Source organism: Flavobacterium sp. GT3P67 (assembly GCF_004349155.1).
Lineage (GTDB): Bacteria > Bacteroidota > Bacteroidia > Flavobacteriales > Flavobacteriaceae > Flavobacterium > Flavobacterium ranwuense.
Window position 1 is genome coordinate 145,900 of sequence record NZ_SMLF01000002.1, and the last position, 21,974, is coordinate 167,873.

Genomic DNA, 21,974 nt, shown 5'->3' on the forward strand with positions numbered 1-21,974 from the left:
TCCATTTTTTGGAACTCTTTTTTTATACAATGATTCCAATTGATTTTGAGTGCGCAATGGCTTCGCTGCTGTTTTTGAAATAACAAACAGAAACTTTCAGGGTTTCTAGATTTTTCAAAATAGCTGTTACTTTTTCTTTTTTAGAATCACTAGTTTGTCTAATATAGACTGCTTTTACGGTTACGGGGAAAATTTTACAAATGGCTTCGTACAAAAATGCATCGTGTTGCGAATCGTCTCCAAGAAGTACATATTCTAAGTTTGGGTAAAATTCTAAAATGTGTTTTATTTTGTCAAACTTATGATTGTGGTTGCCTCTGCCGGTCAAGAAAAAATCAGTGAGACTCGTTTTAATATCTTTTAATAGCAAAACTGCTTTTGGTAGTTGATGAAGTTCTGTAAATTTTATAATAAAGCGATATAAATTCCATTCGCTGCTCGAAACATAGAAAAAAGCATTAAACTCCTCTTTATTTTCCCTTCCGGCGGTACTTAAAGCTTGATAATGGGTGACAACATCTTCGTATATTTTTCTCTTGTTTACGTTTTTAAATAATAAAACATACAATTTTTTCAAAGGATTCAATGTGTGAGAAACTAAAAAAGTGTCGTCTATGTCAGATATGATTCCTAAATTTCCTTTGTGTGGTCGAATGTAACTGTCTCGTGTTGAAATGGACTCATTTTTGTAAACAATACTTACCTCATAATCAATCCAGCCATAATTAGTGTTTTGGTCTAATGGGACACAGAATTTAAAATAACCGTCGATTAATGTTCTGGTATGAATTTTGGCATTGTTATGTTCTAAATAGACATCGGCGTTTGCTTCTGTTTTTATTTGAAACATTTTAATTACAGAAGTAGCATTTTTCAGATTCTTTTTTTGAAAATTATACTCTTTAATTGTTGTTGGTTTAAAAACATGTCCCATGACAATTAATTCCTGTTCATTAGCGTAGCCACGATATAATTTTAAAATTGGTTTCATTTATTATAGTACTTTTGAGTGTTGTTGAAATTAATTATTTTTAGTCAATAAAAGAAGAAAAATTTTGAAAAAAAATATTATGCTCGTTGTAAATCCTGTTTCTGGGAATGTTGATAAATCAGATTTGGTTGATGCGGCGACAAATTTTGCCGGAAAAGAGAATTTGAACCTTGTGATTTATAATACTTCTGGAGCATCAGATATTGAGAATATAAAAGTACTCTATAAAACCTATAATCCAGAAAGAATTGTTGTAGCAGGAGGTGATGGAACTATAAAAATGGTTGCTGAAGCGATGGAAAACCATGATGTTATTATTGGGATTTTACCGGCTGGTTCTGCCAATGGTTTAGCGGTAGATTTAAATTTGCCATCTACAATCGAAGAAAACTTAGAAATCGCTTTTCATAATGATTATATGGAAATAGACATGATTTCTATCAATGGTAAAAAAAGCATTCATTTAAGTGACTTGGGCGTAAATGCGGAAATGATTAAGAACTATGAAAGTAGTAGTATTCGAGGAAAATGGGGTTATTTTTTGCAAACTTTCAGTACTTTAATTGATTTAGATGACCCTTTTACAGCAACAATTACTGGCGATTTTGAAACAATTGAATGTATGGCAAGAATGATTGTCATTGCGAATTCTCAAAAATATGGTACAGGAGTTTCTATAAATCCTAATGGTGTTATGGACGATGGAAAGTTTGAATTAGTTATTTTGAAAAATTTAGATTTGGTAGTGCTTGGAAAAATTATTTCTGGAAATATGCCGATAGATTCCGAGGATGTTGAGATAATTTCTATAGAAAAAGCAATCGTTAAGACAAATGTTCCGGTTAGTTTTCAAATCGATGGAGAATATTGCGGTACTGAGACAAAACTGGATATTAAAATTTTGCCCAAACAAATGAAAGTAGCGGTTCCAAAATTAAATAGTGAAGTTATTTAAAAGGGTTTCGTTCTTGCCAATTAGTTTCAGGCTCCAGATATCTAAATATTTTTGGCATGTACGAATTGACTATTGGATTGCTATGCGCGATGAATCCATACATTTTTAAAGGTTTTGCGCCAACAGAACTTTTAATTTCCAATGCTGTTCTTGCAAACACAATTTCCTTAAACCCTTTATTAATAGAATACGCTATCATATCATACAGCATGTTCAAATACAGCATTTTTTCACGTTGAATATTTTCGTCGTACCCCAGAAAATAAGTGTCCATTACGGAACCATTTTTTATTAAAGTATTAAATCCAATTAATTTTTCATCAATAAAATAGCCATAAAAAAGAAATTTGTCTTTAAAGATTTCTTTAAAAATTCTGAAGTGGTTCTTTGGTAGAAAAAAAGTATTGAAAGGAGCGTTTTTGGCTACATGAAAATACAAATCATAAATGGTTTCTTCTAAAGCTATGATGTCCTCCAAATGCATTTTTCTTTTCTCAATAATTGCTGCTTTTTTTCGGGCTCTTTTATACTGATCTCTATATTTTTTTGAAAGTGAGTCGATGTAATCTTGTTCTGATCTCCAGCTTTCATCAATGTGAAAAACCATATTCGGTTGTGTCGAAAACTGATAATCATTTTTGAATTCCGGAATGGCAAAGTTCGTAATGTCTTCTTTGTGAAAATCTTTATAAGTGGTAATATGAATTTTTTTTCCTTTAGATTGAAACAATTTTTTCAATGCTAATGCCGCTGATTTCAACGCTTGCAACGCTTTCTTTTTATCAATAGATTCTGATAATGCAAAAGCGTTTTGTCCAGTCAGCATATTGTTTCCAATTACGAGAACATGAGAACCTAAATTTCTGAAAACTAAATTTCGAACAGTGGTTTTAATGCATTTATCCCGATCTCCAAAAGACTCCAGTTGATTTAAATCTAAAAATTGAGAAAGTGCAATGCCTATTAAAGTTTCATTTTCGAATAGTCCAATAAAATGACAAACCATATTTTCCGGAGATGATTTTTCTAAAATCTCCAAATATTTTTTGGATAAAAAAATGGTTGAAACCGCTAAATCATCCCAGTTTAAAGGGAGTTGCGATGTAGTACTATAAATTTTAAAGGAATAAGGTGTATTCAACTTGAAGTGTAATTTTTTTCAAAATTAGTTAATAAAGTTAAAGTATTTCTCAATGTCTCGAAATTAACTAACTTTATATAAATTAAAAAGTAGATTATGAAAACCTATTCAGCAGAGACAATTCAATCAGAGTTAAAAGGGCTTAAAGACTGGCATTTTGCTGCCAATGGAATGGAGAAAAAATTTGTTTTTTCAGATTTTACGCAAGCATTAGGTTTTATAGTGCAAGTAGGAGTGATGGCCGAAAAAAGAAATCACCATCCGGAATTATTCAATGTGTATAATAAAGTGACAATTAGGCTGACTACACATGATGCAAATGGTGTTACTGATAAAGATTTAGATTTAGCCAAAGCTATTGAGGGAATTAAATAAAAAAAATTTCGTCTTGATATTATTCGAAGACGAAATTCATTTTAATATTTTTTTGTAATTATTTCCAAGCGCAAATAATTCCACCCATAATCATAAAGCATACTATCCAAAAACCACCGGTAACGAGTGTGTATTTGAAACTTCTTCTTTCGTATAATGCATTTGTACCTATAATTGGTAATGCTAAAAATAGTCCAGTCATAAAACCGTGTAAAGCTCCATGCTTGAAAGTTCTAAATGCTAATCCATAATCTGCCATGAAAGCTTCGTAAGAAGGTTTTGCGATAGTAGGATCTCCGCCAACCATTCCTAATGCACCAAATTGATGTATAGTTAGCATTTGAAGGACAAAGCTTATGAAAAAAGCGTAAAGTAATGATACTCCAAATGTCAGGAGCATATTTCCTCCTTTCATTTTTTCTTCAGTCATGCCGGATTCTTTCATCCAGATTGTTCCAAAAACTTTTGGATTGTACCAAACAAATCCTACTACAAGTGTAGACAATGCTGCAACAAAAAGTGCTAAAAAATTGATTTCCATAAAATTGGGTTTAAAGATTAGTTAATCAAATTTAACAAATTAATATTTAATTAAGAAAATTAAATATTTCTGTAAGATATAACTCTCTAAAAAATAAAAAAGAGTGTATTTCGTCGATTTTATTTGCTGATTGGCTTCGTTGTGCGTAGTTTTATAGGTATCAAAGATATAAATCCAACGTTATGAAAAATATAACTACTCTATTTTTAACCCTTTTCTTTTCGTTTTCAATGTTTGCAGATGTGTCTCAGTCAGAGAAAGATGCGTTGGTAAAACTGTATCAATCTACAAATGGAAATCAGTGGACAGTAAAATGGGATTTGTCATCGCCAATTTCTACTTGGCATGGTGTTACTTTACAAGACGATAAAGTAATTTCTATTAATTTAGACAATAACAATTTGGTTGGTGAAATCCCGGAAGAAATTTTAAACTTAGTAAGTTTACAAGAATTGGATTTGCACAAAAATAAAATATCAGGTACGATTCCTTCTGCTATCGGAAAATTAAAAGAAATGAAAGTATTGGATCTTTCTTTTAATAAAATTTCTGGGACAATTCCTTCTTCTATTTGTGAAATGAGCAATTTGAAAAATTTAGAATTGTATATGAACATGCTTTCAGGAGAATTACCAATGCAAATAGGTGCTTTGAATCAACTAGAAATCCTGTCTTTATTTAATAATGAAATAGTAGGGCAAATACCAAGTTCTTTATATGAAATAAAAACGCTAAAAACATTACTCTTAAACAGTAATAAACTTTCGGGAGGATTAAGTCGTGAAGTGGCAAATATGGCGTCACTTGAGAATCTTAGTTTATTTGATAATAAGATGAATGGTCAAGTGCCTTTTGAGCTTGAAAAATTAGATGAATTAAAAGAAATGAATATTTCTTATAATATGTTTAATGGATTAATATCTAAAGACTTGGCAATTTTAGATACGCTGAATATGACAATGATAAATGATAAGGGAGTAGCGGTTTTATTAGAAGTAAATACTGGTAAAAATACAGCTATTGCTTCTGAAGATTAGTTTTGAAATAAAAAAGAGATTGCACTAACGCTCTTTTATGTTATCGGTTAGTAGATTTTAATACCTTAGTTTTAATGAATATAGTTGTTTAAACCTGTGAAGCTTGCTTCACAGGTTTTTTTATTTAGATTCCTTTCCGAAATAATACTATTATGAAAGTTGGTTTTTTAGGATTGATACTACTTTAAGAGGGATTTGTATGTAGTTAATGTTATTGCATCCTCAAATTCATTCCATAAAAAAAGCTCCAGATTTCTCTGAAGCTTTCTAGTAGCGGGAACAGGACTCGAACCTGTGACCTTCGGGTTATGAGCCCGACGAGCTGCCTACTGCTCTATCCCGCGATGTGCGTTTGTAATTTCAATAAAATTCTTAGTAGCGGGAACAGGACTCGAACCTGTGACCTTCGGGTTATGAGCCCGACGAGCTGCCTACTGCTCTATCCCGCGTTGTTTCGGGTGCAAATGTACGACGAAATATCGTATTTCCAATAAAAACTTTAAAAAATGTTTTATTTCGTCTATTGACTTGATATGCCTACCTTTGCAAAATAAATTATAATAAAAATGTCACATAAAGCAGGTTTTGTAAACATCATAGGGAATCCAAACGTCGGGAAATCAACGTTGATGAACGCCTTTGTTGGAGAAAGATTATCAATTATTACTTCAAAAGCACAAACAACACGTCATAGAATTCTTGGAATTGTAAACGGAGAAGATTTTCAAATGATCTTATCGGATACACCTGGAATCATCAAGCCGGCCTACGAAATGCAGGAATCGATGATGAATTTCGTTAAATCCGCTTTTGAAGATGCTGATGTGCTGATTTATATGGTGGAAATTGGAGAACAAGAGTTGAAAGACGAAGCGTTTTTCAATAAAATAATCCATGCCAAAATTCCTGTTCTATTGTTGTTGAATAAAATTGACAATTCAAACCAAGCTCAGTTGGAAGAACAAGTGGCTTTCTGGACTGCCAAAGTTCCTAATGCGGAAATTTTTCCAATATCGGCATTACAGAATTTTAATGTGCCGGAAGTTTTTGGAAGAATCATTGAATTGTTACCAGAATCTCCTGCGTATTACCCAAAAGATCAATTGACAGATAAACCGGAACGTTTCTTTGTTAATGAAACTATCCGTGAGAAGATCCTGTTGAATTACAGCAAAGAAATCCCATACGCAGTAGAAATTGTTACCGAAGAGTTTTTTGAAGATGAAAACATCATTAGAATACGTTCTTTGATTATGGTGGAGCGCGATACCCAAAAAGGAATCATTATAGGGCATAAAGGAGCCGCTTTGAAAAAAGTAGGAATTGAAGCCCGTGTTGATTTAGAGAAGTTTTTTGGAAAGCAAATTCATATTGAGTTGGTGGTGAAAGTGAATAAAAACTGGAGAAGCAACGCTAATATGTTGAAACGTTTTGGATACAATCAGTAAGAAAGTGTTCGGTAATCAGTGTACAGTCGCAGTTTTTATTTTGAAAAATTAAGATTGATGTTGTTTAGAAACGCAATGTCCTAGCCCTGATAGCAGTGAAAATCCTTTTTCTGGCTTTTTTAGCAAGGAAAAGATTGTAACGAATAGCAGGAAACAGCTCCAAAAAAGAGTTTTCGGTTGGCAGTTTACAGTCGCTGTTTTAATGTCTTAAAACTGAATACTTAAAACTGGCCACTGCTAACTAAAAAAAAGACTACCTTTGCAAAATATTTGAAAAAAGGATTATGAATAACATTGTTGCGATAGTAGGAAGACCTAATGTAGGGAAATCAACCCTTTTTAATAGGCTGATACAAAGAAGAGAAGCGATCGTAGATTCGGTTTCGGGTGTGACCCGTGATAGAAACTACGGTAAGAGCGAGTGGAACGGAAAAGAATTTTCTGTAATTGATACGGGTGGATATGTTCGTGGATCGGATGATGTTTTTGAAGCCGAAATCCGTAAACAAGTAGAATTAGCTATTGACGAAGCCGATGTAATTATTTTTGTGGTAGATGTCGAAGAAGGTATTACGCCTATGGATGATGCTGTAGCGAGATTGTTGCGTAAAGTGACGAAACCGGTTTTACTTGCTGTAAATAAGGTGGATAACGCCATGCGTGAGAAAGATGCAATTGAGTTTTACAACCTTGGTTTAGGAGAGTATTACACATTTGCCAGTATTTCTGGAAGTGGAACAGGTGATTTATTGGATGCATTGATTGATGCTTTTCCAATTAAACCAGAACCAACACAAGAAGAAGTGGTATTGCCACGTTTTGCAGTTGTAGGTCGTCCTAATGCAGGGAAATCAAGTTTTATCAATGCATTGATTGGTAAAGACAGATATATTGTTACTGATATTGCGGGTACAACCCGTGATTCTATTGATACAAAATTTGACCGTTTTGGGTTTGAATTTAACTTAGTTGATACGGCAGGAATTCGTCGTAAAGCGAAAGTAAAGGAAGATTTAGAGTTTTACTCGGTAATGCGTTCCGTTCGTGCGATTGAGCATGCTGATATTTGTATCTTGATTATTGATGCCACTCGTGGATTTGAAGGTCAGGATCAAAGTATTTTTTGGTTGGCTGAGAAAAACCGTAAAGGTGTTGTTATCTTAGTGAATAAATGGGATTTAGTTGAAAAAGAAACGATGTCAACCCGTGATTATGAAGCTAAAATTAGAGAAGAATTAATGCCATTTACTGATGTGCCTATTCTTTTTGTTTCGGCATTAACAAAACAACGTTTGTTGAAAGCACTAGAAGCGACGGTGAAAGTTTTTGAAAACAGACAACAGCGTATTGCAACTTCAAAATTTAACGAATTTATGTTGAAAGTCATTGAAGCCTATCCGCCGCCAGCGACAAAAGGGAAATATGTAAAAATTAAATATTGCATGCAGTTGCCAACGCCAACGCCACAGTTTGTGTTTTTTGCCAATATGCCACAATATGTAAAAGAACCTTACAAACGTTACCTTGAAAATAAAATTAGAGAAAACTGGGACTTTTCAGGAGTGCCAATCGATATTTATATCAGAGAGAAATAATATGAAAGTCCCGAGAAATCGGGACTTTTTTTGGTTAAAATCGATATTTAATAGTAAAGAGTATTCCTAATTTTCTTCCTCTTCTAAAGTTTCCATTGGATGATCGCCGTACCAATCTTTAAATGTTTTTGGGGTTTTATAATCATCATATAGTACGGTATAAACCATAAACAGGATTAATGGTATACCAATGCAGTATAGGGTCATTATTACCGGCAAAGCAACGTTAGTTTGACATAAACCGGCAAATACAAAAACATAAATGGTGGTGAACCACACGAGTTTAATTGCAAAATTTTTCATGGCTATATCTTTTTAATAAAGTTACGGCAGGAATTTTAAATTTTAAGTTAATGTATTGATAATCAATATTTAAAATACAATTAATTATTTGTTTTTCTTATCAATGAAAAGTCATAAATTGTGTTTAAACCTTTTTTTGGACTTTTATTTTGTGGAAAATACTGAATCTGATAATATCTCTGTTGAAATAATCGATTCCATTAGCTCGTCGTTGAAAACTGTTTAAATAGCCCAATTCAAATGCAATATTTTTGGTTATGCCGTATTGTATCGCGGCATAAATTCTATTTTGGTCAAAAGTATTTTTGATGATAGTTTTTCCCGCATTGAACATTATTTCATCTGAAAGAATAGTTTTTAAATATTGATTTTCTTTTTTCCAAAAAGTATAATCGGCTTGAAGTCTGTATCTGAATCTCCAAGAAAATGTTGTGCCAGGTAATAATGATTCTTTATTGGCATTATGTATAAATCGTTCTTCTGCCTGAAACCGTTGATTCAATGTGACTTTACCAACATTTTGTTTCCATGTAATGTCTTGTTGTCCTCTGTATTCCGGGGTTTTAAAAGTATAGGATACTTCAGGTTCTTGTGTAGCAACGGAGAAATGAGTAAAGCCAATTCCTGTTTCTAAATGTTCATTGATTTTATAGCGGCCTTGAACTCGTATGACATATAAATTTTCTTTTACGGGTTTTAAAAAAAGCCTATTGTCAAATTCTGTATGTAAAGACCATTTTTCATTTAATAGCAATTGATTGTAATAGCGTGTCCAAAGAATGCTTTGATGATCTATGTTTTTCTCCGTTTGAGCTCGGGATATAAAGCAGACTAAGAAAAAGAAAAGGATTTTGGCTATTTTCATGAAGTTTCATTCAATTTTCGGTAAATTTAAGCAAACGTTTTAAAAAGAATCACATAGGTTAAACCTTTTATTTATTTCGGGGTCTTACCCTTTTCTAAACAAAGTTTTATATGTCTAAATTGTTCTTTTTTTTACTTTTTTTGCTTTTTTGTTTTTCTGCCATTGCACAAGAAGAATATATTATTAAAGGAACTGTTCTTGATGTGAATACCCAAATTCCTTTAGAGGCGGCAACGGTTTATTTTTCCAATGTAAAAGATTCTACGGTATTAGAATATACAACCACGGATAAAAACGGTCTTTTTAAAATGAGTTCCAAAAAATATGAAAAACCTGTTTTTTTGAAGATATCCTATTTGGGATATCAAACCTATGTTGAGGAACAAAAAGGGATTTTGGAGAATAAAGATTTTGGAAGACTCTATTTGTTAGAAAATGCAAATGCTTTAGCCGGTGTGACTATAAAAAGCGAAGCACCTCCAATCCGTGTAAAAAAAGACACACTGGAGTTTCATGCAGGATCTTTTAAGGTTCGTCCTGATTCTAATGTAGAAACTTTGTTGAAGCAATTACCCGGTTTTGAAGTTGATAATGATGGGAAAATTACGGTAAATGGTAAAGAAGTGACCCAGTTTTTAGTAAATGGTAAAACTTTTTTTGATAAAGACGGGGCAATGGCTTTGAAAAACTTGCCAGCCGAAATCATTAATAAAGTTCAGGTTTCGGATTTCAAGACTAAAAAAGAAGAATTGTCTAAACAAGAGTCAACTTCAGATTTCTCGAGTATCAATTTGACTATTGATGAAAAAAAAAATAAAGGGTTTTTTGGAAAATTCTTAGGAGGCTATGGTACTGATAATCGTTATGAAAGTAGTATGGTAATGAACTTTTTTAATAACAAACAAAAAATAAGTGTTTTAGCTTCTTCCAACAATATTAATTCTACAGGTTTTTCTATGGATGAGGTATTTGATAGTATGGGTGGAGGAAGAAACAGTAGAGGAGGTAATATTTCTTCAGTAAGGGGAAAAGGAATTACACAGTCTAATTTGGCGGGATTTAATTATACCGATGAGTGGTACAAAGATTTCAATGCTACTGCAAACTATAATTTTTCGAATACCAATACCCAAAATGACAGTAAGTCCAAACAAATCAATTTATTGCCTACCGGTAGTTTCTCCACCGAATCGGAGTCGAAGTCAAGAGACGAAAATACCGGAAATAAAGCAAATCTGGAGTTTGAATATAAAATTAATCCAACAATGAGACTTGTAGTTACTCCAAAATTGAATCTATCAAATTCTAATAGTAATTCTAGTGCTGAAAGCTTCTCCAGAGATGAAGATGAAGAACTTTTAAACGAAAGCATATCAAAATCATATAGAGAAAACAAATCGACTAATTTTTGGAACACGATAAATTTTAATAAAGCGTTCCAAAAAAAATCTCGTAATCTAAGTTTTGTTTTTACTAATAATAATACCAATAGTGATTCAGATGCTTTAACGGAATCTAAAACTATTTTTTATCAAAATGGTCAATCCGATGATGAGAGAAATCAAAAGAGTAAAAATGAAAATACCTATGATTCGTACTCGGCTGATATTGAATATACAGAACCAATAACCGATTCTATACGAGTTCGTTTTGGTGCCGATTTTGATTGGACGAATGACGTAAAAGATTTGAAAACTTTCGATTTTGAGGGTAATTCTCAATCATATTCTGTACTAAATGAGTCTTTGACTAATTTTATCACTTCCAGACAAAATTCAGTTAGTCCCAAAGTTGGAATCACTTTCGAAAAAAATAAATTTACTTTTAATTTGAATTCCAGTACTTCCATTATTGATTTTGATAATCATTCGCTATACTTAAATAAAGTAACCGATTTGAATAAAAAATATGTGCTGCCTTATGGAAGAGCACAAATTAGATACAAGTTGGATCGTTCAAAATTTATTACTTTGAGATATGATTATTCCAATAGTCTGCCTTCGTCAAGTCAATTGCTGCCAGTAGAAAATCTGGCTAATCCTTTGAATACGATAATAGGAAATCCTAATTTAAATCCTAATGAAAAACATAGTGCCAATATCAATTTCAGGAATTTTGATTTCCGTACCCGTTCCGGTTATACTTTGTTTGTAAGGGGAGATTATAATAATAGTGAAGTGGTTTCCATTTCGGAATACGATGCCAGTAGAAAAAGGACTACGACTTATGAAAATATTTCAGGAACGTACTCTACTGCTATAGGGGGAAATTGGAATCAATCCATAAAAAGTGAAGCACATGTGTTACGATATGGGATTGGTTTGAACAGTAGTTATTCTTTGGATAAAGGGTTTACCAATGGTGTTTTGTATAGTGCTAAATCATTGGGAATTACTCCGAGGGTATATTTGAATTATGATTATGGCGAAGTGTTGACCATTGCGCCATCGTATAGTTTATCTTATAACGAATCAAAATATTCAAATTATGTAACCAATGGAAGTGCTAATGTTGTACACCGGATTAATCTGCAAACCACCAGTTATTGGCCTAAAAACTGGATATTCGGAAATGATTTTGGATATACGTACAACTCCAGAATCGCAAGTGGTTTTAAAAAAGATTTTTATCTGTGGAATACCAGTTTGTCTTATAGCTTTTTTAATAAAAACATGATTGCCAAAGTAAAAGTCTATGATGCCCTGAATCAGAATCAGAATTTTTCCAGAACTATTTCGGCGACTACTATTCGCGATGAAGAAAACACCATTTTAAAACGATATGCTATGTTTTCGCTAACTTATAAAATTCAAGATTTTTCGGACATGAAGAAGCTTCCAAGAGGAGAAAATAGGAGAGAAGGTATGGGAGAAAATTAAAAGAAGCGATTGTGATTCACAACCGCTTTTTTATGGGATTATTTCAGTTTGGAACTATTATAATGAATATTTCAATGTAATTCCATACGTTCTTTGATCGCCTATTACACCAGCATATTGTCCTGTATTTCCACCAGCAGGCAATAGTTGTTCGTAGTAATCCTTATTTAAAAGGTTACGTCCCCAGAATTGTACCGAGAAACCATCTGTTGCACGGAAACCTAGACGAGCATTAAATAAGGCATAACCCTGAACTATTAAATATTTTGAAGCAGATGGACTTGAGGAGAACTCAGAACGAGCATAAGAATCAACGGCAATGAATATTTTTCCTGAATTCCCAAAGAATTTTGCATTGTCAGAAAGCTCACCTCCTAAAGATCCAGCCCATTTTGATGCGCCAGGTAAATTAGTTCCTGAAACATCTTTGAAAGCTACAGAAGCTCCTGTTTCTTCTAATGGAAGTGGAGCATTTGTAAATTTAATATACTTTCCGTCAGTATAAGTTACAGCTCCGTTTATGGTTAGGTGATTGTTAACTATAATGCTAGCATCTAGCTCTGCACCACTTACACGTACTTTATCTGCATTAGCAAGATATCCACGGTTAACACCTAATTCGGCAGCTTGAACATTGGTTTGAAAATCTTTGATATCTGTATTAAAGAATGTCAAATTCAATATTGAGTTTTTAAACGGTGATGTTTTTACTCCTATTTCATAATGATTTACTTTTTCTGGCTTAATTACCGCAAGATCAAGTAAAGGCTGCCCTGACGAATTAGTTGGAAGTCCAGCTACATTCACACCAACTGGTTTGTAGCTTTTTGCATAAGTTGCATACGCATTAATCTTGTCAGTAGCTTTAAAAGACACGGTTAAATTTCCAGAAAAGTCCGTATTATCAGTATTTGATGTAAAAGCTTGGTCAGAATAAACTAGTTTTTTTAAAGCAAGTAGTGCAGGGTCGGTAGTTTGAAGGCCTCCGTATGTTTTTCGGCTGTAATCTGCATCTTTTTTGTCAAAATTGTATCGCAAACCTGGTAATACATGCAAACGATCTGTTATTGCCCAGTCTAATTGACCGAACACTGCCGCACTGGAAGATCTGATACTGGCATCGGTTTTTATTCCGTATCCTTCAAAAAGACCTGGAGTTTTCCATAATGCGCTGGTAGTACTTTGTGCAAATCGCCATTGCGCATTACCGGATTCTTCTGTACCGTCTGTTTTTGATGTTTGGTCAATAAAAAATACACCCACAACACCACTCACTTTTGATATAAGCTGACCTGCATAACGAACTTCTTGCGTTATTTGTGTCTGTCTGGTAGGATTTTGAGATTTTGCCAATACTTGTAATCCTGTAAAGTCTCTGTCATTGGATGGATCCCAATTCCAAAAGCGCCAAGCAGTGGTTGAGGTAAGCGTCCCGTTTCCAATTTTTGTATCAATATTCAGGGATATACCACCTAAATCTTGTCCAGAACGCCATGGCGTATCGTGGTCAATTTTACGATCAAAGGCATTTAAGCTTGGAAGTTGATAATTCAAATCGGCAATAATTGCATTAAACTGACGGTAAGCAGCTCTTTGCGTAGGAGCTACGCCTGCAACGACTTGAGCGTATCCGTCCGGACGTTGCGTTGTAATATCAGCCGCCAATATAATATTTGTTCTTTCTGTTGGCGTATAAAGTAATTGTCCTCTGATTCCTTGATTATTGAGGGTGTTTGTAGATTTTCCTGTTGCTACATTGTCTATTAAGCCGTCACGCTGTGTACCAGAAAAAGAGATACGACCTGCTATTTTTTTGCTTAATGCTCCTGTAATTGAAGCCTTGGCTTGTAGGAATGCATAATTTCCGTAACTCACTTCAAAGTCAGCACCTGAAGTAAAGCTTGGCTTACGAGTTGTGATGTTAAAGGCTCCCGAAGTTGTGTTTTTGCCAAACAATGATCCTTGCGGGCCACGTAATATCTCAATTTGTTCTACATCGATAAAATCTAAAGTTGTTGCTGCTGGACGTGCATAGTAAACACCATCAACATAGAAACCAACACCCGGATCGATACCATCATTTGTAAGTCCAAAGGGAGAACCTAGGCTTCGAATATTAATACCTGTATTTCTTGGGTTTGACGAATATAATTGAACTGATGGAACAAGTTCTTTTATGCGATTTACGTTAAAAGCTCCAGTTTGTTCTGCCTGTTTTCCTGTTATTACTGATATAGCGATTGGCACATCTTGTACTTTTTCTATTCTGCGTCTTGAGGAAACTACAACCTCGACCAAAGCATTTTCTTCATTAAGTGTTATTTGTAATGAAGGTATTGAAAAAGAAGTAATTTCTATTTCTGCAGTTTTGTATCCTACATATTGTGCTAAAAGAGTTAGAGGGAGTTTTCCTTTGGTGTCTATTATAAATTTCCCTCTAGAATCTGAAATTGTGTTAGAGGTTGTTCCTTTTATTACAATATTTACGGCTTCTAACGGAATGTTTTGGTTTGTTGTAACTAGACCTTCAATGTTTTGTCCAAATGATATTGAGAAAGTTAAAACTGATACTATTGTAAGTTTATTTTTTATAGAATTTTTCATTTATATTAAGTATATGTAATTAGTAGAATTTAAATTAAATTTTTTTACTAACACATGCACATCATTTGTGAACTCTTTTTTTCAATTACAATTAGTTCATTTTTTCGGGATTGCCTATTCAAAAAAGCAAACTTACTTCGGTACGTTTTCATACGTTTAAATTTGGATTATTAATGATTTATTAAATTCGAAGCAAATATATAATTAATTCTATAAAATTAGTAGAGTTTAAAAAATATTTTTTTATTTTTTTACTAACGAAGCTATAGTAATGCCTTCCATTGCTTTTAAAGTTTCTTCTCTAATGGTAATTAATCCGTGTCTTAACAGGCATTCCGATTCGTCGGCACAATCAGAACAGCGTTCGTAAAAATTCAGTGATGCGCAGGGAAGCAAAGCAATTGCACCATCAAAAAGTCTGTGAATGTCGGCTAAAGTAATGTCGTTTTTAGATTTTAAAAGATAATAACCACCAAATTTTCCTTGTTTACTTCCTACGAAATGGCCTCGTTTTAGATCCAATAAAATCTGTTCCAAAAACTTTTTTGGAATAGTGGCCGCTTCGGCAATTTCGATAGTTCGAGAAACATGGGTTTCTTCTTGTTGCGCTAAATATAACAGAGCTTTTAGTGCGTATTTGGCTTTATGTGAAAGCATTTAATGTGATTGATTTATATTTTTTTGAATAGATTAAACGCTGCAAATGTTTAAAAGAGTCTTTAATTTTTTGAAAGTTGATTATAAATCTCGGATGTACTTGTTTTATCAAGATGGGAACTGAATACTGCGACTGAGCACTGAATACTAAAAATCTACCAATCTCCACTTGATCCACCGCCAGAGAAACCTCCGCCACCAAATCCACCGCCGAAACCACCGCCACCAAATCCACCACCAGATGAACCTCCGCCGAAACCACCTCCGCCACTGTTTCTTCCAAGGCTACTTAGTATGATAACATCCAATAAACTAGGTCCTATACCACTGCCTCTGTTACCGGAATTTCCACCACCACCTTTGTTTCTTGAAATCAGCACGAGTATAATGATTACAATAACGATTAAGGGTAAAATGGGGAATCCTTTATCTTTGGTTTTTTTTACCCGTTCTCCTTTGTATTTTCCTTTGAAAACATCAAATAAAGCATCCGCTCCTTTATCAAGTCCTTTGTAATAACTTCCTGCTTTAAATTCCGGAATAATAATGTTTCTGATTATTTCTCCCCCAATACCGGCAGTCAATCGATCTTCTAATCCGTAACCTGGGTTTATTGCAATTTTTGTTTCGGCTTTAGCCAATAAAATAATGACACCGTTGTCTTCTTTTGCCTGGCCTATACCCCAAGTATGTGCCCATTTTGTCGCTAATTGACTTATATCTTCCCCTTTAAGGCTTTCTACAGTAATTACAACAATTTGGGTTGTAGTGGAATCAGAATATTTAATCAGTTTTTCTTCTAATTGTGCTTTTTCTGTTGCGCTTAAAACATTTGCATAATCATAAACAGAAGTTTGTAAAGTTGGTTTTTCAGGAATGGTAAATTGCGCAAAGCCAATTTGTGTGAATAACAAACAAACAAACAGCTTTAGGGAAATTAGGGTACTCTTTTTTTGTAATAGCATTATCCTCTAGATATTTCGTTTGATAATTCATTTGTATCGCCTTCCAGCCAAGGAAAATAATGCTGTAATTGTTCTCCGGCTCTGGTGATTCCATCAATTAGACCTTGCTTGAAATCTCCTTTTTTGAACTCAACCACCATAATATCGCGGGTGCAATTCCAAAAATCATCTTGAACTACATCATTAATGCCTTTATCTCCACAAATTACAAAATTGCGGTCTTCTACAGCTAAGTAAATTAAAACACCATTTTGAAGTTCGGTTTCATCCATTTTTAGTTCATGAAAAACTTCCATGGCGCGATCATACGCATCCATGGAAGTTGTTTTTTCTATATGAACTCTAATCTCGCCAGAAGTATTTTTTTCAGCCATGCGAATAGCTTCAACAATTTCTCGTTCATCTTCTTTGGTTAAAAAATCTTCTACTTTTGACATTGTTTTTAAATTAGAATTTTACTTCAACTGGTTTGTCTGCACCTTCAACTGCATTAAAGTATGCTTTCTCTTTGAATCCAAACATTCCAGCAAATAGGCTATTTGGGAACGTTTTGATATGAGAATTATATGGTTTAACAGCTTCGTTGAAACGAGTTCTCGCCGTTAGGATTTGATTTTCAGTACTCGCCAATTCATCTTGTAATTTTAAGAAATTTTGGTTTGCTTTCAATTCAGGATATGCCTCGACAGTTACTAATAACCTTGATAATGCTGATGAAACTCCACTTTGTGCTTTATTGAATTCCGCTAATTGTTCCGGAGTAATATTTGTAGGGTCAACATTTACTGATGTTGCTTTAGAACGTGCTTCAATAACAGCTGTCAAAGTACTTTTTTCGAAATCTGCGGCACCTTTTACAGTATTTACTAAATTTCCAATAAGGTCATTTCTTCTTTGATACGCTGTTTGAACATCACCCCAAGATTGTTCTACATTTTGGTTTAAAGTTACTGCGGTATTATTAATTCCTTTAACCCAGCTGTAGATTACAAAAATCACAACTGCTCCGATAATCCAAGGCAAAAATCTTTTCATGTTTATTTAATTTAAGTTTAGTATTTAATTGTTTAAAAATTTCAATCAGTGAGAAGTCGTGTTGATTATAATTCGTTTTTTATATTTGTTAATTGTGTGCGTATCGTTTCTAATTTTCGAATGATTTCAAACTTATCCAATGTTTTCTTTTGTCCTTCTTTTAAATGGGTTTTGGCACCTTCCAATGTAAAACCTCTTTCTTTTACTAAATGATAGATCAATTGTAAATTAGTGATGTCTTCCGGAGTAAACATTCGATTGCCTTTAGCGTTCTTTTTTGGTTTCAGAATATCAAATTCATTGTCCCAAAAGCGAATCAGCGATGCATTCACGTCAAATGCTTTGGCTACTTCGCCAATGCTGTAATATCTTTTGTCTTTAGATAATTCAATATGCATATCTATTTTTTATTTTTTGTCCAGTTGAATTAATCACTGAACACTATTTTTTCTTCTTCTATCTGAACACTGCCAACCGAACACAGAACACTATTTTTGTGTTAGTCTAATGATTGATTCTCCTGATTCGCCAATTGTGCAATGGCAAGATACTCCACTGCCGAAATATTCCCGTAATAAAAATTAAGCGGATTCACCACATTATTACCCTTGTGGACCTCATAATGTAAATGCGGTCCTTCGGATCTTCCCGTGCTCCCTACATATCCTATGACATCTCCTCGTTTCACACGTTGTCCTGCTCTAGCTTTGTATTTGCTCAAATGTGCGTATAAAGTTTCGTATCCAAATCCATGCCGAATAACAATATGATTTCCATATCCTGAGGCGGTATTGTCTGCTTTTGATACCACTCCGTCGCCGGTGGCATAAATGGGAGATCCTGTTTTAGCTGTAAAATCCATGCCTTTATGCATTTTTCTTACTTTTGTAAAAGGATCAGTCCGGTATCCAAAACCTGATGCCATTTGTTTTAAATTTTCATTTCGTACTGGCTGAATAGCTGGAATAGCTGATAAAAAATCACTTTTGGCTTCTGCCAATTTCAAAATAGCATCCAATGATTTTGACTGAACCGCTAATTCCTTGCTAAGGACATCAATCCTTTTTGTGGTATTCATTACCAACTGGGAATTGTCATAACCTTCTAATACTTTATACCTATTTTTTCCGGGTAATCCCGCTTTTCGAATAGAATCAGGAATCGCCGATTTGTTGAAATATACACGATACAAATTATTATCCCGGTCTTCAATAGCTTCAATAACACTATTTACTTGATCCATTTTTTTGTTCAGCAGTGCATAATTCAATCTTAAATTTTCAATTTCACGCGCTTGCAAACGGTCTTTTGGCGTTTCAAAATAAGGAGTGTTCAATAAAACAATAAAACTTAAGAAACCAAACAAAGCCGACGCCAATAAAAACAGAATAATAACACCAAATTTTCTTCTTTTTCGTGTTTTTATTTTTCTATAGGCTAGATTTTCGGAATCGTAATAATATTTTACTTTCGACATATTTTAAAATACCCTATTTTTGCACACTGTAAAAGGTTAGACGAACAAATTTAATAAATGTTTCATTTGTTACACCCTTTTTTCAATAATAAATAAAATAATGTGCCTATTCCAGCTATTCGTTACAAGTTCTCGTTTATGAATCTTTTTTTCTAATGAGCCAGCAGGAGCTTCCTCCGGTCGCTCTGCCACCTCAAGAAAAAATAAATCTATAAATCTCGAAGCTTTTCACTGCAAACACTAAGTGTTCAGTGAACTCCGCTGAAAATAAGAGCGTGTGAGATAATCTGGGGCAAAAGAAATTAAAAGATTGAATGATTAAAAGATTGAAAAATTCAGTTCTAGCTAATCTTTAAATTTTTGAATCTTTAAATATTTAAATTAAAAAAATGAAATCACAAGACGTACGTAAACAATTTCTGGATTTTTTCGCATCAAATGGACACTTAATTGTTCCATCAGCACCCATAGTTCTTAAGGATGATCCAACCCTGATGTTCAACAACTCAGGAATGGCACAGTTCAAAGAATATTTTCTGGGTAACGCCACGCCAAAAAGCAATAGAATTGCCGATACACAAAAATGTCTTCGTGTTTCAGGAAAACATAACGACTTAGAAGATGTAGGTTTTGATACCTACCACCACACCATGTTTGAAATGCTTGGTAACTGGTCTTTTGGTGATTATTTCAAAAAAGAAGCCATCAACTGGGCTTGGCAACTTTTGACAGAAGTGTATAAAATCCCAAAAGAAAATTTATACGTTTCCGTTTTCGAAGGAAACCCAGATGAAAACGTACCGTTCGATCAGGAAGCTTGGGACATTTGGAAGGAATTGATTGACGAAGACCGAATCATTCTTGGAAACAAGAAAGACAATTTCTGGGAAATGGGAGATCAAGGACCTTGTGGGCCGTGTTCAGAAATTCACGTTGACATTCGTTCTGCGGAAGAGAAAGCTTTAGTTTCAGGAAAAAGTTTAGTAAATAATGACCATCCACAAGTAGTAGAAATTTGGAACAACGTATTTATGGAGTTCAATCGTAAAGCTGATGGTTCTTTAGAAAAATTGCCTGCGCAACATGTTGATACCGGAATGGGATTTGAGCGTTTGTGTATGGCATTGCAAGGAAAAACGTCTAATTATGACACTGATGTTTTTACGCCGCTTATTCAAAAAGTAGAACAAATTACTGGATTAAAATACACTTCAAACGAAGTTTTAAATATCAGCGAAGAGCAAAACAAAACCAATATCGCTATTCGTGTAGTGGTAGATCACGTTCGTGCGGTGGCTTTCGCTATTGCTGACGGACAATTGCCATCAAACACAGGTGCTGGTTATGTAATTCGTAGAATTTTGCGTCGAGCAATCCGTTACGGATTTACCTTCTTGAATACCAAAGAACCGTTCATCAATCAATTGGTAGCCGTTTTAGCGAATCAAATGGGTGAATTTTTCCCGGAAATCAAATCGCAACAACAATTGGTTACGAATGTGATTCGTGAAGAAGAGGCTTCTTTCTTGAGAACATTAGACCAAGGATTACAATTACTGGAAAATGTAGTTGCCGACACTAAAGGAGCAACTGTTTCAGGTGCAAAAGCATTTGAATTATACGATACTTTTGGATTTCCAATTGACTTAACGGCATTAATTCTTAGAGAAAAAGGATTCGAACTGGACGAAGCTGGTTTTAATGCTGCGATGCAAGAACAAAAAAATCGTTCCCGTGCCGCATCAGAAGTTTCTACCGAAGATTGGTCCGTATTAATTCCTGGAAATGTAGAAACATTTGTAGGGTACGATCAATCAGAAAGTGACGTAAAAATCACTCGCATCCGTAAAGTTGACAGTAAAAAGGACGGTATTTTATACCAAATCGTTTTAGACAATACGCCATTCTATCCAGAAGGTGGTGGACAAGTGGGTGATAAAGGAACCTTGTTTTCTGCAAATGAAACTATCGAAATCATCGATACCAAAAAAGAAAATAACCTGATTTTGCATTTTGCAAAAAAATTACCGGAAAATGTAAATGCTGGTTTTACAGCTAAAGTAAATCAGGATTTGAGAAGTCTGTCTTCCAGAAATCACTCGGCTACGCACTTAATGCACCAAGCGTTGAGAAGTATTTTAGGAACACACGTAGAACAAAAAGGATCCTTGGTAAATCCAAACTACTTGCGTTTTGATTTTTCGCATTTTACTAAAATGACAGAATCTGAATTACAACAAGTGGAAGATTTTGTAAACACAAGAATTCAAGAGCAATTGCCATTAATAGAAAGAAGAAATATTCCTTTTGCGCAAGCAGTTCAAGAAGGAGCGATGGCTTTGTTTGGAGAAAAATATGGAGATGAGGTTCGTGCTATTAAATTTGGCGAAAGCATGGAATTATGCGGTGGAATCCACGTAAAAAATACCGCTGAAATCTGGCATTTCAAAATCGTTTCTGAAGGAGCGGTTGCTGCAGGAATCCGTCGTATTGAGGCGATTACAAGTGATGCCGTTAAAGCACATTTCGCTTCGTATGAAAACACATTGAATGAAGTAAAAACAGCATTGAAAAATCCTCAGGATATTTTGAAAGCCGTTCATTCGATGCAAGAAGAAAATACCAAACTGGCCAAACAAATTGAGGCTTTGGTAAAAGATAAAGTCAAAAATTTGAAAGCGAGTTTAATCGCTGAAATTCAGGAAATAAACGGCATACAATTCCTAGCGAAACAAGTGGATTTGAATCCGGAAGGAGCAAAGGATTTGGCTTATGAATTAGGGAATTTAGGGAATAACTTATTTCTAGTTTTGGCTACAGCCGACGAAGAAAAACCAATGTTAACTTGTTATATCTCTAAAGAATTAGTAGCGGAGAAAAACCTAAATGCTGGACAAGTAGTTCGCGAATTGGGTAAATTTATCCAAGGTGGTGGTGGCGGACAACCGTTTTTTGCTACAGCAGGAGGGAAGAATGTTGCAGGAATTCAACAAGCTTTGGAGAAAGCGATAGAGTTTGTAAAGTAAAACAAATTTATTTTTTATAATAGAAACCCTTTTAGGACATAAGTTCTAAAAGGGTTTATTTTTTTTGTTCAATACACTAT

At 34.2% G+C, this 21,974-nt stretch carries 19 protein-coding genes and 2 tRNA genes; 7 read left to right on the top strand and 14 right to left on the bottom strand.

What is annotated here, in order from left to right; translation table 11 throughout:
* Positions 1-22: 22 nt before the first annotated feature.
* Complete coding sequence (locus tag E0H99_RS05190; protein WP_131991992.1) at positions 23-991, bottom strand: App1 family protein; 969 nt, start codon at positions 989-991, stop codon at positions 23-25.
* A gap of 64 nt (positions 992-1,055) precedes the next feature.
* On the opposite strand from E0H99_RS05190, the gene E0H99_RS05195 reads away from it, so the two are divergent.
* On the top strand, positions 1,056-1,946 hold the full coding sequence (locus E0H99_RS05195; protein WP_131991995.1) for a diacylglycerol/lipid kinase family protein: 891 nt from the start codon (positions 1,056-1,058) through the stop codon (positions 1,944-1,946).
* Here the strand turns inward: E0H99_RS05195 and E0H99_RS05200 are convergent.
* Positions 1,939-3,087, bottom strand: coding sequence for a GNAT family N-acetyltransferase (locus tag E0H99_RS05200; RefSeq protein WP_131991998.1), 1,149 nt, complete (start codon positions 3,085-3,087; stop codon positions 1,939-1,941). The genes E0H99_RS05195 and E0H99_RS05200 overlap by 8 nt on opposite strands.
* A gap of 96 nt (positions 3,088-3,183) precedes the next feature.
* Here E0H99_RS05200 and E0H99_RS05205 point away from each other — a divergent pair, with 96 nt between their 5' ends.
* A complete protein-coding gene (locus E0H99_RS05205) occupies positions 3,184-3,462 on the top strand; it encodes a 4a-hydroxytetrahydrobiopterin dehydratase (RefSeq protein WP_131992001.1) in 279 nt (92 codons plus the stop codon).
* A gap of 58 nt (positions 3,463-3,520) precedes the next feature.
* Here the strand turns inward: E0H99_RS05205 and E0H99_RS05210 are convergent, their stop codons facing one another.
* A complete protein-coding gene (locus E0H99_RS05210) occupies positions 3,521-4,003 on the bottom strand; it encodes a DUF1761 domain-containing protein (RefSeq protein ID WP_131992004.1) in 483 nt (160 codons plus the stop codon).
* 182 nt (positions 4,004-4,185) lie between these two features.
* On the opposite strand from E0H99_RS05210, the gene E0H99_RS05215 reads away from it, so the two are divergent.
* Positions 4,186-5,040: a leucine-rich repeat domain-containing protein gene (locus tag E0H99_RS05215; RefSeq protein WP_131992007.1), complete on the top strand. Its 855-nt coding sequence runs from the start codon at positions 4,186-4,188 to the stop codon at positions 5,038-5,040.
* Between the two features lie 271 nt (positions 5,041-5,311).
* On the opposite strand, the gene E0H99_RS05220 is transcribed toward E0H99_RS05215, so the two are convergent.
* Positions 5,312-5,384: transfer RNA gene (locus E0H99_RS05220), tRNA-Met, on the bottom strand.
* A 32-nt stretch (positions 5,385-5,416) separates the two neighbouring features.
* Positions 5,417-5,489, bottom strand: a tRNA-Met gene (locus E0H99_RS05225).
* A gap of 117 nt (positions 5,490-5,606) precedes the next feature.
* On the opposite strand from E0H99_RS05225, the gene era reads away from it, so the two are divergent.
* On the top strand, positions 5,607-6,488 hold the full coding sequence (era, locus tag E0H99_RS05230) for a GTPase Era (protein WP_131992010.1): 882 nt from the start codon (positions 5,607-5,609) through the stop codon (positions 6,486-6,488).
* Between the two features lie 284 nt (positions 6,489-6,772).
* Positions 6,773-8,083, top strand: coding sequence for a ribosome biogenesis GTPase Der (gene der / locus E0H99_RS05235; RefSeq protein WP_131992013.1), 1,311 nt, complete (start codon positions 6,773-6,775; stop codon positions 8,081-8,083).
* A 66-nt stretch (positions 8,084-8,149) separates the two neighbouring features.
* Here the strand turns inward: der and E0H99_RS05240 are convergent, their stop codons facing one another.
* Entirely contained in the window at positions 8,150-8,386 is a 237-nt protein-coding gene (locus tag E0H99_RS05240) for a hypothetical protein (protein WP_131992016.1), read from the bottom strand.
* Between the two features lie 124 nt (positions 8,387-8,510).
* A complete protein-coding gene (locus tag E0H99_RS05245; RefSeq protein WP_131992019.1) occupies positions 8,511-9,251 on the bottom strand; it encodes a DUF2490 domain-containing protein in 741 nt (246 codons plus the stop codon).
* Positions 9,252-9,361: 110 nt separating this feature from the next.
* Here E0H99_RS05245 and E0H99_RS05250 point away from each other — a divergent pair, with 110 nt between their 5' ends.
* On the top strand, positions 9,362-12,130 hold the full coding sequence (locus tag E0H99_RS05250) for an outer membrane beta-barrel protein (protein WP_131992022.1): 2,769 nt from the start codon (positions 9,362-9,364) through the stop codon (positions 12,128-12,130).
* 57 nt (positions 12,131-12,187) lie between these two features.
* On the opposite strand, the gene E0H99_RS05255 is transcribed toward E0H99_RS05250, so the two are convergent.
* From E0H99_RS05255 to E0H99_RS05285, 7 genes are all read right to left on the bottom strand, one after another.
* Positions 12,188-14,734, bottom strand: coding sequence for a TonB-dependent receptor (locus tag E0H99_RS05255; RefSeq protein WP_131992025.1), 2,547 nt, complete (start codon positions 14,732-14,734; stop codon positions 12,188-12,190).
* Positions 14,735-14,977: 243 nt separating this feature from the next.
* The gene (locus tag E0H99_RS05260; RefSeq protein WP_131992028.1) at positions 14,978-15,391 is read right to left on the bottom strand and encodes an RrF2 family transcriptional regulator; all 414 of its coding nucleotides are present in this window, start codon (positions 15,389-15,391) and stop codon (positions 14,978-14,980) included.
* Between the two features lie 155 nt (positions 15,392-15,546).
* Entirely contained in the window at positions 15,547-16,356 is an 810-nt protein-coding gene (locus E0H99_RS05265) for a TPM domain-containing protein (RefSeq protein WP_131992031.1), read from the bottom strand.
* Entirely contained in the window at positions 16,356-16,793 is a 438-nt protein-coding gene (locus tag E0H99_RS05270) for a TPM domain-containing protein (protein WP_131992034.1), read from the bottom strand. Before E0H99_RS05270 ends, E0H99_RS05265 begins: the two co-directional genes overlap by 1 nt.
* A 10-nt stretch (positions 16,794-16,803) precedes the next feature.
* Positions 16,804-17,391, bottom strand: a complete 588-nt coding sequence (locus tag E0H99_RS05275) for a LemA family protein (RefSeq protein ID WP_131992037.1) — start codon at positions 17,389-17,391, stop codon at positions 16,804-16,806.
* Between the two features lie 65 nt (positions 17,392-17,456).
* Positions 17,457-17,789 carry a MerR family transcriptional regulator gene (locus tag E0H99_RS05280; protein WP_091165014.1) on the bottom strand — a complete coding sequence of 111 codons (333 nt, stop codon included), beginning with the start codon at positions 17,787-17,789 and terminating at the stop codon, positions 17,457-17,459.
* Positions 17,790-17,890: 101 nt separating this feature from the next.
* The gene (locus E0H99_RS05285; RefSeq protein ID WP_131992040.1) at positions 17,891-18,868 is read right to left on the bottom strand and encodes a peptidoglycan DD-metalloendopeptidase family protein; all 978 of its coding nucleotides are present in this window, start codon (positions 18,866-18,868) and stop codon (positions 17,891-17,893) included.
* 389 nt (positions 18,869-19,257) lie between these two features.
* Between E0H99_RS05285 and alaS the strand changes: the two genes are divergently transcribed.
* The gene (gene alaS, locus E0H99_RS05290) at positions 19,258-21,894 is read left to right on the top strand and encodes an alanine--tRNA ligase (protein ID WP_131992043.1); all 2,637 of its coding nucleotides are present in this window, start codon (positions 19,258-19,260) and stop codon (positions 21,892-21,894) included.
* Positions 21,895-21,974 lie beyond the last annotated feature (80 nt).

Coding starts and splice junctions, on each gene's coding strand:
- E0H99_RS05215 (WP_131992007.1), top strand. CDS start 4,186: ATGAAAAATATAACTACTCTATTTTTAACCCTTTTCTTTTCGTTTTCA.
- era (WP_131992010.1), top strand. CDS start 5,607: ATGTCACATAAAGCAGGTTTTGTAAACATCATAGGGAATCCAAACGTC.
- E0H99_RS05270 (WP_131992034.1), bottom strand. CDS start 16,793: ATGTCAAAAGTAGAAGATTTTTTAACCAAAGAAGATGAACGAGAAATT.
- E0H99_RS05190 (WP_131991992.1), bottom strand. CDS start 991: ATGAAACCAATTTTAAAATTATATCGTGGCTACGCTAATGAACAGGAA.
- E0H99_RS05210 (WP_131992004.1), bottom strand. CDS start 4,003: ATGGAAATCAATTTTTTAGCACTTTTTGTTGCAGCATTGTCTACACTT.
- E0H99_RS05245 (WP_131992019.1), bottom strand. CDS start 9,251: ATGAAAATAGCCAAAATCCTTTTCTTTTTCTTAGTCTGCTTTATATCC.
- E0H99_RS05265 (WP_131992031.1), bottom strand. CDS start 16,356: ATGCTATTACAAAAAAAGAGTACCCTAATTTCCCTAAAGCTGTTTGTT.
- E0H99_RS05205 (WP_131992001.1), top strand. CDS start 3,184: ATGAAAACCTATTCAGCAGAGACAATTCAATCAGAGTTAAAAGGGCTT.
- der (WP_131992013.1), top strand. CDS start 6,773: ATGAATAACATTGTTGCGATAGTAGGAAGACCTAATGTAGGGAAATCA.
- E0H99_RS05275 (WP_131992037.1), bottom strand. CDS start 17,391: ATGAAAAGATTTTTGCCTTGGATTATCGGAGCAGTTGTGATTTTTGTA.
- E0H99_RS05250 (WP_131992022.1), top strand. CDS start 9,362: ATGTCTAAATTGTTCTTTTTTTTACTTTTTTTGCTTTTTTGTTTTTCT.
- E0H99_RS05240 (WP_131992016.1), bottom strand. CDS start 8,386: ATGAAAAATTTTGCAATTAAACTCGTGTGGTTCACCACCATTTATGTT.
- E0H99_RS05260 (WP_131992028.1), bottom strand. CDS start 15,391: ATGCTTTCACATAAAGCCAAATACGCACTAAAAGCTCTGTTATATTTA.
- alaS (WP_131992043.1), top strand. CDS start 19,258: ATGAAATCACAAGACGTACGTAAACAATTTCTGGATTTTTTCGCATCA.
- E0H99_RS05255 (WP_131992025.1), bottom strand. CDS start 14,734: ATGAAAAATTCTATAAAAAATAAACTTACAATAGTATCAGTTTTAACT.
- E0H99_RS05280 (WP_091165014.1), bottom strand. CDS start 17,789: ATGCATATTGAATTATCTAAAGACAAAAGATATTACAGCATTGGCGAA.
- E0H99_RS05285 (WP_131992040.1), bottom strand. CDS start 18,868: ATGTCGAAAGTAAAATATTATTACGATTCCGAAAATCTAGCCTATAGA.